11 protein-coding genes are annotated in these 13,494 nt (G+C 31.6%); 9 read left to right on the top strand and 2 right to left on the bottom strand.

The window, feature by feature from the left end; translation table 11 throughout:
* Position 1 precedes the first annotated feature (1 nt).
* Positions 2-895, bottom strand: coding sequence for a gliding motility-associated ABC transporter ATP-binding subunit GldA (gene gldA, locus CXF54_RS14285; protein ID WP_090837814.1), 894 nt, complete (start codon positions 893-895; stop codon positions 2-4).
* A gap of 341 nt (positions 896-1,236) precedes the next feature.
* Here gldA and CXF54_RS14280 point away from each other — a divergent pair, with 341 nt between their 5' ends.
* Genes CXF54_RS14280 through CXF54_RS14265 form a run of 4 tightly spaced genes read left to right on the top strand, consistent with a single transcriptional unit; the run spans position 1,237 to position 5,181 of the window.
* Positions 1,237-2,064 (top strand): prephenate dehydratase, encoded by an 828-nt coding sequence (locus CXF54_RS14280; RefSeq protein WP_101204025.1) that lies wholly within the window; start codon positions 1,237-1,239, stop codon positions 2,062-2,064.
* On the top strand, positions 2,061-3,203 hold the full coding sequence (locus tag CXF54_RS14275) for a pyridoxal phosphate-dependent aminotransferase (protein WP_101204024.1): 1,143 nt from the start codon (positions 2,061-2,063) through the stop codon (positions 3,201-3,203). The genes CXF54_RS14280 and CXF54_RS14275 overlap by 4 nt, the downstream gene beginning before the upstream one ends.
* The gene (locus CXF54_RS14270; RefSeq protein ID WP_198551080.1) at positions 3,200-4,054 is read left to right on the top strand and encodes a prephenate dehydrogenase; all 855 of its coding nucleotides are present in this window, start codon (positions 3,200-3,202) and stop codon (positions 4,052-4,054) included. Before CXF54_RS14275 ends, CXF54_RS14270 begins: the two co-directional genes overlap by 4 nt.
* Positions 4,055-4,098: 44 nt before the next feature.
* Positions 4,099-5,181, top strand: a complete 1,083-nt coding sequence (locus CXF54_RS14265) for a bifunctional 3-deoxy-7-phosphoheptulonate synthase/chorismate mutase type II (protein WP_090837809.1) — start codon at positions 4,099-4,101, stop codon at positions 5,179-5,181.
* Between the two features lie 56 nt (positions 5,182-5,237).
* Here CXF54_RS14265 and CXF54_RS14260 read toward each other — a convergent pair whose 3' ends face one another.
* A complete protein-coding gene (locus CXF54_RS14260) occupies positions 5,238-5,717 on the bottom strand; it encodes a hypothetical protein (protein WP_101204023.1) in 480 nt (159 codons plus the stop codon).
* A gap of 113 nt (positions 5,718-5,830) precedes the next feature.
* On the opposite strand from CXF54_RS14260, the gene rsgA reads away from it, so the two are divergent.
* The 5 genes from rsgA (at position 5,831) to CXF54_RS14235 (ending at position 13,494) form a co-directional block, all read left to right on the top strand.
* On the top strand, positions 5,831-6,781 hold the full coding sequence (gene rsgA / locus CXF54_RS14255; RefSeq protein ID WP_090837805.1) for a ribosome small subunit-dependent GTPase A: 951 nt from the start codon (positions 5,831-5,833) through the stop codon (positions 6,779-6,781).
* Positions 6,782-7,234, top strand: coding sequence for a D-aminoacyl-tRNA deacylase (gene dtd / locus CXF54_RS14250; RefSeq protein ID WP_101204022.1), 453 nt, complete (start codon positions 6,782-6,784; stop codon positions 7,232-7,234).
* Between the two features lie 178 nt (positions 7,235-7,412).
* Positions 7,413-9,281, top strand: coding sequence for a DUF3857 domain-containing protein (locus CXF54_RS14245; protein ID WP_101204217.1), 1,869 nt, complete (start codon positions 7,413-7,415; stop codon positions 9,279-9,281).
* 4 nt (positions 9,282-9,285) lie between these two features.
* Positions 9,286-11,295: a DUF3858 domain-containing protein gene (locus tag CXF54_RS14240; protein ID WP_101204021.1), complete on the top strand. Its 2,010-nt coding sequence runs from the start codon at positions 9,286-9,288 to the stop codon at positions 11,293-11,295.
* Positions 11,296-11,484: 189 nt separating this feature from the next.
* Positions 11,485-13,494 carry a DUF3857 domain-containing protein gene (locus CXF54_RS14235; RefSeq protein ID WP_101204020.1) on the top strand — a complete coding sequence of 670 codons (2,010 nt, stop codon included), beginning with the start codon at positions 11,485-11,487 and terminating at the stop codon, positions 13,492-13,494.

Here is a 13,494-nt window from a genome sequence, read left to right as displayed (position 1 = left end):
CTTAACTAGTTAGCTCTTGAAATAAAGTTTCTAAACTCGCGTTTTTCTGATTAAGCTGAAGAATCTTAAGTTCGTTATCATGTGCAAAATCAAACACGTTACTGCGCATATCTTCAGAGGTTTCAAAAGTGATTTCGTAAATAAAATCATGTGTATTTTTCACCTTTTTAGCATTTGGTAATCTAAGTAAAAAAGCATCTTCTACTCTGTAGTCAAACTCGACAACCACAATTTGTGCTTGTCCATCGCGTAAGTCTTTTAGTTTTTTATTGGCAACAATTTCTCCTTTATTAATAATAATCACACGATCACACATAGCTTCTACTTCTTGCATAATATGTGTTGATAAAAATACAGTTTTGTCTTTTCCTAAATTTTTAATTAGGTTTCTGATATCAATTAATTGATTTGGATCCAAGCCGGTTGTGGGTTCGTCTAAAATTAAAACCTCTGGATTGTGCAGTAAAGCATTTGCTAGGCCAACACGTTGTCTGTATCCTTTACTTAGTTGTCCAATAGTTTTATGTGCTTCTGGTGTTAATCCTGTTAATTTAATAACCTCTTCAATACGTGTTTTGTCAACATTATAGACGCTGGCATTAAAGCTTAGGTACTCTCTTACATATTGTTCTAAATACAAAGGATTATGCTCAGGTAAATAGCCTACACTTTTCTGTACGTTTTTGGTGTCTGTTAAAATATCGTGGCCATTAACAGCCGCTTCACCTTCGGTAGGACTAATATATGTGGTTAAAATCTTCATCATTGTAGACTTTCCGGCACCATTAGGCCCTAAAAAACCAACAATTTCGGGACGATCGATTTCAAAAGAAATATTATTTAAAGCTTTCTGTGAGCCGTAAACTTTAGTGATGTTTTCAACTTTAATAGACATACTTGTAATGTTTACTCAAAAATAGACATTCTGTAATTTAAACCACACATTATTAATAAATCTTTAAATCTTTACTAAAAAGCACAAAAATAGATGCTTAGTGTTTTGTTATATCATTTTATTATTTACTTTAGCAGTATTATTACAAACATGAGCACAATAAACACTACATATTTCAGCTGGTATTATTTCTTTTTTAACAAAAGGAACGAGACACTGTATATGTAATTTTACAACATATATTTTTTAAAAAGTCTCGATATATATCGAGACTTTTTTTGTTTTTATAGGTCATGATTGTGTAAAAAAAGAATGAGGTAAATCAGTAAATAAATAATAATTTGATAAAATCAGTAGCCATACAAGGTATAAAAGGATCGTTTCATCACATTGTGTCTCAAAATTACTTTAAGACTCCTGTTAATATAGCGCCATTTATGTCTTTTGATCAAACGGTAGATAGTGTTCTTAAAAAGGAGACGGATGCAGCTATAATGGCTATTGAGAATTCAATTGCAGGTTCTATTATTCCTAATTACGCATTAATAGATACTAATAATTTGCACATTGTTGGCGAGTATTATTTGGATATTCAGCATAATTTAATGGCGCTTCCCAATCAAAAGATAGAGGACATTACAGAAGTGTATTCTCATCCTATGGCGTTGTTACAATGTAAAGCCTTTTTTAAACAATATCCTCATATTAAACTTATAGAAGATAAGGATACTGCTGAGGTTGCTGAGCGTATCCATAAAAAACAATTAAAAAACACAGGAGCTATTGCTAGTACTTTAGCTGCAGAAATATTTGGGTTAGATATTTTAGCAACAAGTATCCAGACTATAAAACATAACGAAACCCGTTTTGTAATTGTAAAACAGGATAATTCTGAAATCGCTGAAGCGGAAATAAATAAAGCATCTATCAAATTTGAATTAGATCATAAAAGAGGAAGTTTAGCAACCATTTTGAATGTTATGAGTGATTGCAAATTAAACTTAACAAAAATACAGTCTTTACCAATAATTGAAACTCCTTGGAAATATGCCTTTTTTGTAGATGTTACATTTCAGGATTATCAAGATTTTAAAAAAGCCAAATCTATAATGGATATTATGGCCACACATTTTAAGGTTATTGGTCAATATAAAAATGCTAAAATATAATGAAAGTAGCTAATAGATTACATAGTGTAGAGGAATACTACTTTTCTAAAAAATTAAAGGAGGTCAATGCTTTAAAAGCAGCAGGAAAACCTATCATTAATTTAGGAATTGGAAGCCCAGATTTACAACCATCAAAACAAGTTGTTACAGCGTTAACAGCAGGTTTGTTAGATGCTAATGCACATAAGTATCAAAGTTATCAAGGCTTACCAGAGTTTAGGCAAGCTATTGCGGATTTTTATAAAGCACATTATAACGTATCAATTAATCCAGATGCAGAAGTGTTACCATTAATGGGAAGCAAAGAGGGAATTATGCATATATCTATGGCTTTTCTAAATGAAGGTGATAGCGTATTAATTCCTAATCCAGGATATCCAACGTATGCAGCTGTGACTAAATTAGTGCAAGCTAATCCTATCACTTATAATTTAGATCAAAGCAATAATTGGTTGCCTAATTTAGAGGAGATTGAAACCTTAGATTTAAGTAACGTTAAGATTATGTGGACCAGTTATCCGCATATGCCAACAGGTGCTAAAGCGTCTAAAACGGATTTGAAAAAGTTAGTCGATTTTGCTAAAAAGCATGATATTTTACTAGTAAATGATAATCCTTATAGTTTTATTTTAAATAATAATCCATTAAGTATTTTAAATGTTGAAGGTGCAAAGGATGTTTGTTTGGAGCTAAATTCTCTAAGTAAAACTTTTAATATGGCTGGTTGGAGAATTGGAATGGTTTTAGGAAGTCCAGAACATATAAACGCAATTTTAAAAGTAAAAAGTAATATGGATTCTGGTATGTTTTACGGGATTCAAAAAGGAGCAATAGCTGCATTAAATAGTCCGCGAGAGTGGTTTGATAGTTTAAATACGGTATACACAACACGTCGTGAATTAGTTTGGCAGTTAGCAGATAAATTAAACTGTACCTATGATAAAGAAGCTTCAGGTTTATTTGTTTGGGCAAAAGCACCAGAAGGTTACAAATCAGAAACATTTATAGATACTTTGTTGCACGATAAAAGCCTATTTATAACACCAGGGACGGTTTTTGGAACACAAGGCGAAGGGTATGTAAGATTTTCGTTATGTGCAACAGTAGAACAAATAGAAGAAGCAATAGCAAGAGTATGATACAAAATATATACATAATTGGTGTTGGATTAATTGGCGGTAGCTTGGCTTTGGACATAAAAAATAAACGTCCTGAAGTTACAGTTTATGGTATTGATAAATCCGAAGACCACATAAATCAAGCTTTAGAGCTTGGTGTTATTGATCATAAAGCCACTTTTGAAGATTTAGATAAGGCAGATTTAGTAGTATTAGCTATTCCTGTGGATGCTTCTGTTAGTGTTTTGCCCGATGTGCTTGATAAAATATCAGATTTTACGTTAGTTGCTGATGTTGGTTCGACTAAGTCTGATATCTGCAAAGTGGTAGCGAACCATCCAAGACGACGCAATTTTTTAGCAATGCATCCTATTGCAGGGACTGAGTTTTCAGGACCAAAAGCAGCAATCAGAGATTTGTTTAATCAAAAGACAAATATTATTTGTGAAGTAGAAAAAACAGCCTTCAAGCTACAAGAAAAAGCAGTTGGTTTGTTTACAGAAATAGGAATGCGTATGCGTTATATGAATCCAGAATCTCATGATAAACATATTGCTTATGTGTCGCATTTATCACATATTAGTGCATTTATGTTAGGGAAAACGGTCATTGAAAAAGAAAAAAACGAGCGTGATATTTTTGATATGGCGGGTTCGGGATTTGAAAGCACAGTAAGATTAGCAAAAAGTAGTCCTGCCATGTGGACACCAATTTTTAAACAGAATAAAACTAATGTAGTCGAAACATTAGAGGATTACATCGCTAATTTAACACAGTTTAAAAACCTTATAGAAAACGATGATTTTGAAGGTGTTTTTAACGAAATGAAAGACACCAATTACATCAAACAAATATTAAACGGAATACAATAAATAGTAACATTCTATAAAATTTTATAGGATTAGATAAGAAGATTATGGAAAACAAAAAAGAAATGAGAAACTGGTTGGATGACATGAAGTTAGATCATCCATTAGTAATCGCTGGACCATGTAGTGCAGAGACAGAAGAGCAAGTATTAAAAATAGCGCACGAGCTAAAAGATACTGACGTTAGCTATTTTAGAGCAGGTATATGGAAACCACGTACTAGACCAGGAATGTTTGAAGGTGTTGGTGCTTTAGGTTTAAATTGGCTTAAAAAAGTAAAAGAAGAAACAGGTATGAAAACCTGTACAGAAGTTGCTAATGCGGCACACGTAAAATTAGCTATAGAAAATGATGTTGACTTACTTTGGATTGGAGCACGATCTACAGTTAGTCCATTTATCATGCAAGAATTAGCAGATGCATTGGCAGGAACAGATAAAATTGTATTAGTTAAAAATCCAGTAAATCCAGATTTAGCCTTATGGTTAGGTGGTATTGAAAGATTATATACTGCGGGTATTAAAAACTTAGGAGCAATCCATAGAGGGTTTTCTACTTACGAAAAAACGAAGTATAGAAACATTCCAGAATGGCAAATTGCTATTGAGTTTCAAAACAGATTTCCAGATTTACCATTAATAAACGATCCATCGCATATTACTGGAAAACGTGATATGGTTTTTGATGTTTCTCAAACTGCATTAGATTTAAATTTTGATGGTTTAATGATTGAAACACATACAGATCCTGATAATGCATGGAGTGATGCGGCACAGCAAGTAACACCTGCATCTTTAATTCAAATGATGGTAGATTTAAAGATTAGAAAAGAATCTGATCCAGAAGCAGAATACAATCAGGAATTAACTAACCTAAGAGCGCAAATTGATGTTGTGGATAATCAGATTATCGAAGCTTTAGGTAAGCGTATGAAAATTGCTGATGGAATAGGAGGTCTTAAAAAACAGAAAAACGTTGCAGTTTTACAAAGCAAACGTTGGAACGAGATTTTAGGAAAAATGGTTTTAGAAGGTGAGTCTAAAGGTCTAAGTGAAGAGTTTATCTTAAAAATGTTTAAGGCTATTCATCAAGAGTCTATTAATCATCAAGAAAAAATTATAAAAGGATAATTTTAGTTTTGAATATAAAAAAAAAGCCTCTTAAATTTAAGAGGCTTTTTTGTGTTTTAAAGTGTTCGTTTAAACGTATATCTTGTAATAAAAATACCTTTACCATCACCTTTTCCTCCTTCACTTTCAACACCAGTATTAATAAAGGCTAATTCCCATCCTTGGGCAACCATGTCGTTAACTTTTGAAGTCATAACAGCATCGTTAGCAGCTATATTTTGAAATCTAATTCCACCTAAATTATAAAAGTTTAATAGCTTAGTTTCGTCATAATTTTTAACTCTGATTTCACTTCTTTTAGATTTGTTTTTTTCATCAGAATCTTTATCGTCAGAGCGCACAGTTGTATATTCTTTGTAATCTTTAGTCTCATTTGCAGATATCATTCTAGAACGACCTAAGCCATTAGGTACTATAGATTCTACAACAGTTACAACTTTATACTCTACCTGAGCTCTATTGTCAGATTTAGTAATAAAAGAGAAAGAAATAAAGCCTACTATGGCTAAAGCGATAAATAAATAGTTTTTTTTCATAATATGTGTTTAGATTAAGACACGAAGTTAATAAAAAAAATAAACAGACCAAGGATACCATTTGATACTGATTTTTGTTGGTTGAGACCATAATAATTTTCATATTTGTAATAATGACAGGACGCGTATATAAATCTACAGGAAGCTGGTACACAGTAAAGACCGAATTAGGTCAAACTTACGAGTGCAGAATAAAAGGTAAGTTTAGACTTAAAGGTATTAAAAGTACAAATCCAATTGCGGTTGGAGATTTTGTAGACTTTGAATTGGATACAAAATCAGATAAAGAAACAGGGGTTATTGACAAAATTCACGATAGACAAAACTATATTGTGCGTAAGTCTGTAAACCTGTCTAAGCAAACGCATATAATTGCTTCAAATATTGATTTAGTCTTTTTATTGGTCACGATAGACAATCCACCAACATTTACAAGTTTTATTGATCGCTTTTTAGTTACTGCCGAAGCTTATGATATAAAAGCAGTTTTGTTATTTAATAAAATTGATACTTATGATCAAGATACTTTGGATGAGGTTAGATACCTAGCTCATGTATACAGACATATTGGTTATGAGTGTATTGGTATTTCGGCGAAGACCGGAAAAAATCTAGACCAAGTTAAGGCGCTAATGGAGGGCAAGGTTAGTATGTTTACAGGACATTCTGGTGTTGGAAAATCTACATTAGTTAATGCAATAGAGCCTACTTTGGATCTAAAAACAAAAGCAATATCATCACAACATATGCAAGGTCAACACACCACAACATTTGCAGAGATGTTTGATTTAAGTTTTGATGCACGAATTATTGACACGCCCGGTATAAAAGGGTTTGGAATAGTCGATATGGAAAAGGAAGAAATTGGAGATTATTATCCCGAATTTTTTGCTTTAAAACAAGACTGTAAATTTAATAACTGTTTGCATATAGAAGAACCTAAATGTGCGGTTAAAGAGGCATTAGAAAAAGATGAAATTGCAGCATCACGATACAAAAGTTATGTGCAACTTATTGAAGGGGATGATGAACATTACAGAACCGATATTTGGGAAAAAGAATAAATGAAAGCAGTTATCCAGCGTGTTAGTAAAGCTAGCGTTACCATTGAAGATAAAAAGGTAGCTAATATTGATAATGGATTACTGGTTTTACTTGGTATTGTTGCAGAGGATACGGAAGAAGACATTAAATTGTTGGTCAATAAAATTGCTAATTGTCGTATTTTTAATGATGATAATCAAGTCATGAATTTATCGCTTATAGACTCCAAAGGTGATATTATTGTTGTTAGTCAATTTACACTACACGCAAGTACAAAAAAAGGTAACAGGCCAAGTTATATAAAAGCAGCAAGACCTGATGTGGCAATACCATTGTATGAGGCGTTTGTTAAATCAATACGATTAGTTTTAGGGAAGCCCGTTCAAACCGGTCAATTTGGTGCAGACATGAAAGTCGAGCTGAAAAATGACGGTCCAGTGACAATAATTATGGACTCTAAAAATAAAGCGTAATCTTCTGATTTTTCATGTATAGTTCCTGTTTTTGTTGAATAAATTAAAATGTAGGATATTTATTACTGTTTTTATTTTAATTAGTACCGAACAGTTTTCGTTTTTATCATAATATGTCTATATTGTTGGCTAATTAGATGTAATGCCTACAAACACATTCTTAAAAAGTATACTATGTATGCTTTTCTTTTCAGTCAACGTATATTCTCAAGATAGTTACCAAGCTATAGTTTTAAATCCTGATTTACAATCAAACGCAAATGCTATAGTACGATCTAGTACAATAGATGTCAGTATTGAAGCAAGGGATAAAATAGTTATTACAGAGCAACGCGTTGTTACTGTTTTAAACGAAAGAGGTCAAAGACACGTTGGAGCGGTCGTGTATTATGATCAGTCAAAGTCCATCAAAACATTAGAGGCAGTAATTTTTAATGCTTTTGGAAAAGAAATTAAAAAGTTCAAGAAAAAAGATTTTATAGATGTTAGTGTTGCTGACGGTGTATCTATTTTTACAGATAATAGAGCGCGTTATATCGACTACACACCTGTGTCTTATCCATACACTGTAGTGTTTAATTTAGAAGTGGTGTCCTCTAATACTGCTTTTATACCTCAGTGGTTTCCTATTGATGACTATTACTTAAGTGTAGAAAAAGCATCGTATAAAATACAAAATCAAACAGACATACCTTTAGATTTTAAAGCCAGCAACTTAGAAGCGTTTAAAATTGAAAAAATGTCCGACTATAATTATCAAGCCAATAATCTATCAGCGATAAAAAGAGAGGCTTATAGCCCGTCGTTTTATAGCGTGGCACCTTCCGTTAAATTTGCGCTTAAACAATTTAGTATGCTAGGTGTTGAAGGGGATAATAATAGTTGGAGTGATTTTGGTAAATGGATGAGTGATAAGCTAATTGATGGTACTCAAGAACTTCCAGAAATTGTTAAGGTAGAAATTAAAGCACTTACCCAAAATGCAAAAACAGATTTAGAAAAGGCTAAGATTGTATATCAGTTTATGCAAAATAAAACACGTTATATAAGTGTGCAAGTCGGGATTGGAGGTTGGAAGCCTATGCTTGCAAGTGATGTAGATAGATTAGGATATGGAGATTGTAAAGGGTTATCCAATTACACAAAAGCGCTTTTGGATGAGGTTGGAGTTACCTCTTTTTATACAATTGTTTATGGAGGACAAGATGTGCGGAGTATAGATGCATCGTTTTCATCTTTACAAGGTAATCATGCAATACTGTCAATACCCGACAACAATGGTTATATCACTTTAGAGTGCACTAGCCAGTCCACGCCTTTTGGTTACAATGCTAACTTTACAGATGACAGAGACGTTTTAATTGTTACGCCATCTGGAGGTGAAATAGTCCATACAAAAGTATACAGCACAAATGAAAACAGTCAGGTAATTAACTCTAATATTATATTAGATAGTTTAGGAGGGTTTAAAGCCAAGTTAAATATTACTTCTAAAGGGACGCAATACGATAAATACAGACGTATTGAAGTCCAAACAGAAAAAGAAAACAAGCTATATTACAAGGATAATTTTTCGGATATAAATAACCTACAAGTAAATAATATGCTTTTTAACAATGATAAAGATAATATTGTTTTTAAAGAAGATTTAGACCTACAAGTAGACAAGTATGTAACTAAAGCTGGAGATAGGTGGTTAATGCAACCTAACTTTTTTAATAAATTTAAAACAGCACCGCCAAGATATAAAAACAGAAAATTGCCTTTTGAGATTGATAGAGGTTTTGTGGACGAAGATCAATATCAAATTACGTTACCAGAGAATGTTAAAGTAGAAGCATTACAGGACGATGTAGTAATAAAAAATAAGTTTGGAGAATATCACTATTCAATAAAACAAACAGATGACAAAAATTTAGTATTCAAAAGAAAAATTATTATAAATAAAGGTCAGTTTTCAAAAGAAGATTATAGTGCTTTTAGAAAATTTAGACTCGCTATTGTTAAACACGATAAATCAAAAATAGTATTAACCACTACTAATTAAATAAATGAAAAAATTAACCATCCTTGCGTTTATGTTTATGTCCGTTGTAGGACAATCACAAAATTTTAAATTTGGAAAAATCAGTAAAGAAGAATTAAAAGAAACCAGTCACCCAAATTATCCTGAGGCAAATGCAGTAGTGTTGTTTAAAAAACAATATACTAGTTTTCCTTTTTCAGAAGAAAATGGATTTGAACAAGAAACTGAATATTATGAACGTATAAAAATTTATAATAAAGAAGGCTATGATTGGGCGACGAAAAGAGTTGAGTTATATAACGAGAACAGTTCTATGAGTCAAAATTTAATTGGGCTAAAAGGCTATACTTATAAACTTGTAAATGGTAAAGTTGAAAAAAGTAAACTCAAAAATGAAAACATTTTCAAAGAAGATGTTAATAAATACTGGAGTTCTAAGACTTTTACAATGCCTGGTTTGGCAGAGGGGTGTATTATAGAATTTGAGTACAAAGTAAAATCAACTTTTTTGTCAATAGACGATGTTGTTTTGCAATATGATATTCCTATTAAAAAAATTGAGATAGATATTATAACCCCTGAATATTTCAACTACAATAAGTTTGTAAGCCCCAGAGCTTCTTTTTTGCCAAAAATTGAAGAGTCAAAAAAAGATAGAAAAGAAACGGTAGTAAGTAAAGTAAGAACAGGTTTTTATATTCCAAAATCAACGGTTAATAGCTCTAGTTTTGTTTTTAAAGAGAATGTAGTCAAAATATATATGGAAGATTTACCAGCTTTGGTCGACGAGCCATTTACAGATAATATAGATAATTACAGAGCTAAGGTGGCGTTTGAATATGCTTTTTATAAAGGTCCAGATGGAACAATAAAAAATTATGCGACTAATTGGGATAAAGTAATTAGCAATATTTATAATAATGAAGATTTTGGGGGGCAGCTTAGTAAAAGTAATTATTTTGAAGACGATATTAACAACTTGATTAAAACTGTAGCTACAGACTCAGAGAAAATTCAACTAATTTTTGACTTTGTAAAAACTAAAATTAAGAAAAATGATTTTATAGGTTATACCTCAGAAAATGGTGTTAAAAACGCATATAAAGAGGGTTCTGGTAATACGGCAGATATTAATTTAATGCTAACTGCTATGTTGAGATATGCTAAAATAAAAGCTAATCCAGTATTGTTAAGTACAAGAAATAATGGTGTGCCATTATTTCCAACTAGAACTGGATTTAACTATGTTGTTTGCGCTGTCGAAACTCAGGATCAATTACTGCTTTTAGATGCTACAGAGCAGCATACAAAGCCTAATGTCTTACCTGTAAAGGCTATTAATTGGCAAGGACGATTAATCAGAGAAGATGGGACCTCTGCATGGGTTAGTTTAAATCCAAAAAATACTTCAAAAAAAGTAGTATCAATAAGTGTTAATTTGAATGAAAACCTTTCTGCTAAAGGTAAAATAAGACAATTGTTTACTAATTATCAGGCCTATAATTACAGAAAAAACTTTTACAGTAAAAGTAAAGAGGATTTGATAGCGTATAAGGAAAGAGAAAACCCAGGACTTGTTGTAATTGAGTTGGATACAAAAAACGTAAAATCAAAAACTAAACCTGTATCAGAAACGTATGATTTTACTTTTGATGAAGCAGCTGAAAAAATAGGAGATAATATTTATGTTTCACCACTATTATTTTTAAATAAAGAAGAAAATCCTTTTACTCAAGATGTTAGAGGTTATCCTATAGATTTTATATATCCTACATCAGAAAAGCAAACCGTCACTATTATAATACCGGAGGGGTATAAGGTTGAGTCACTCCCAGAAAGCACAAAACTAAATTTTAATGATACATCCGCTAGTTTTTCATATTTAATAAAGCAAACGGGTAATACTATCCAATTATCTAAAAATTTAGAGATAAACAAAACGATTATTTTGCCTGAGTCTTACTCAGATTTTAAAAATTTTTATCAATTTATGGTTGAAAAAAACTTAGAAAAAATAGTGCTAAAAAAAATATAGGACTGACGTTGTCATTGATTGTTTTAAGTAGACATCATCAAAAAACCTATTAATAGTCTTTAGGTGTCATAATTATTATAAATAAAGGTCAGTTTTCAAAAGAAGATTATAGTGCTTTTAGAAAATTTAGACTCGCTATTGTTAAACACGATAAATCAAAAATAGTATTAACCACTATTAATTAAATAAATGAAAAAATTAACCATCCTTGCGTTTATGTTTATGTCTATTGTAGGACAATCACAAAATTTTAAATTTGGAAAAATCAGTAAAGAAGAATTAAAAGAAACCAGTCACCCAAATCATCCTGAGGCAAATGCAGTAGTGTTGTTTAAAAAACAATATACTAGTTTTCCGTTTAATAATGAAGATGGTTTTACGCAAGAGACAAGATATCATGAGCGTATAAAGATATACAATAAGGAAGGTTATGATTGGGCTATAAAAAAGATAAGCTTGTATGATGTTAGTAATACTAGTCAACAAAAAATTGAAGGCCTAAAAGGGTATACTTATACACTTGTAGATGGCGAAATACAAAAGGACAAGCTTAGAAATGAGAATATTTTTGAGAAAAGAACAAGTAAATATTATACGTCTTGTACTTTTACTATGCCAGGATTAAGTGAAGGATGTGTAATAGAGTTTGAATACTCAATAAAGTCACCTTTCTTAAGTATAGAAGATGTTGTTTTGCAGTATCAAATTCCTATCAATCAAATTGAAGTAGATATTATAACGCCTGAATTTTATAATTATAATAAGGTAGTCAATCCTAAATCTTCTTTTTTACCCAGAATAAATGAATCACAAAAAGTACGTGATGAAAAAATTCTAACAAAACAAAGAACCGTAGCTAAAACTTCAACTACCAAATTTTCAGAATCAAACCTTGCTTTTAAAGAGAATGTAGTAAGTGTTTACATGGAAGATATTCCAGCATTAAAAGAAGAACCGTTTATAGATAATTTGAATAATTATAGAGCACTAATTGCTTTTGAATACGCGTTTTATAGAGGTCCGGATTTAAAAATAAAAAGTGTGGCTACTAGTTGGGAGCGAGTGACGGAAACAATTTATAATGATGAGGATTTTGGTGGGCAACTTAATAAAAAAAGATATTTTGAAGAGGCAGTGGATGCTGCAATTGCAAAGGCAACCTCTGATGATGAAAAAATTCTATTAATTTTCAACCTAGTTAAAAGTAAAGTTAAGTTTAACGATTACATTGGTTTTATAGCCGAAAATGGAGTTAAAAAAGCATTTAAAGAAGGAACAGGAAATGTAGCGGATATCAATTTAATGTTGGTAGCAATGCTAAGATATGCAGGTATAAATGCTAATCCAGTTTTAGTAAGTACAAAAGATAATGGGGTGCCACTTTTTCCAACACGTTCAGGGTTTAATTATGTGATTTGCGCAGTAGAGGCACAAGATAGCGTGTTGCTTTTGGATGCTTCTAGTCGTTTTACAAAACCTAACATTATTCCAGAATATGTAATCAATTGGCAAGGAAGATTAATTAGAGAAGACGGAAGTTCGACTTGGATTAGTTTAAGCCCATCAGTACAATCTAAGGATATTGTGTCTGCCAGTGTACAAATCAATGCGGATTTATCAATGGAAGGTAAGTTAAGAAAGGCTTTGACAGCATATCAGGCACTTAGTTATAGAAATAATAAAGCAGGATTAACCAATGAGTCTTTAGTACAAAGTATAGAAAAAGGAAATGCAGGACTTGTAGTCTCAGATTTGGAAGTTAAAAACGTTAATAACGTGTATAAACCAATAATGCAATCATATAATTTTACTTTGGATGGAGCGGTGGAAGATATAGCGGGTAATCTTTACATTTCGCCTTTATTGTTTTTAACTAGTGAAGAAAATCCTTTTACACAAGATTCTAGAGCGTATCCAGTAGACTTTGTGTGTCCGCTTTCAGATAAATATATTGTTAACATAGACATACCGGAAGGCTATCAATTAGAGTCTTTGCCAGAAAGCGAAGCAATTAACTTTAATACCGATGCATTAACTTTTTCTTATCTTACAAAACTTATTGGAAATAAAATTCAAATAGTTGTAAATTTGGAGATTAATAACACCTATATATTACCGTCTGATTATAGTAATTTTAAAGAGTTTTATAAAATTATGACAGATAAAAAGGCTGAGAAAATAGTGCTTAAAAAACAATAA

Source organism: Olleya sp. 1-3, assembly GCF_002836085.1.
GTDB classification, from domain to species: Bacteria; Bacteroidota; Bacteroidia; order Flavobacteriales; family Flavobacteriaceae; genus Olleya; species Olleya namhaensis.
The sequence above is the reverse complement of the archived record's forward strand: the minus strand, read 5'-3'. Positions and strand labels throughout refer to the sequence as shown.

Coding starts and splice junctions, on each gene's coding strand:
- CXF54_RS14235 (WP_101204020.1), top strand. CDS start 11,485: ATGAAAAAATTAACCATCCTTGCGTTTATGTTTATGTCTATTGTAGGA.
- CXF54_RS14240 (WP_101204021.1), top strand. CDS start 9,286: ATGAAAAAATTAACCATCCTTGCGTTTATGTTTATGTCCGTTGTAGGA.
- CXF54_RS14265 (WP_090837809.1), top strand. CDS start 4,099: ATGGAAAACAAAAAAGAAATGAGAAACTGGTTGGATGACATGAAGTTA.
- CXF54_RS14270 (WP_198551080.1), top strand. CDS start 3,200: ATGATACAAAATATATACATAATTGGTGTTGGATTAATTGGCGGTAGC.
- dtd (WP_101204022.1), top strand. CDS start 6,782: ATGAAAGCAGTTATCCAGCGTGTTAGTAAAGCTAGCGTTACCATTGAA.
- CXF54_RS14260 (WP_101204023.1), bottom strand. CDS start 5,717: ATGAAAAAAAACTATTTATTTATCGCTTTAGCCATAGTAGGCTTTATT.
- rsgA (WP_090837805.1), top strand. CDS start 5,831: ATGACAGGACGCGTATATAAATCTACAGGAAGCTGGTACACAGTAAAG.
- CXF54_RS14245 (WP_101204217.1), top strand. CDS start 7,413: ATGCTTTTCTTTTCAGTCAACGTATATTCTCAAGATAGTTACCAAGCT.
- gldA (WP_090837814.1), bottom strand. CDS start 895: ATGTCTATTAAAGTTGAAAACATCACTAAAGTTTACGGCTCACAGAAA.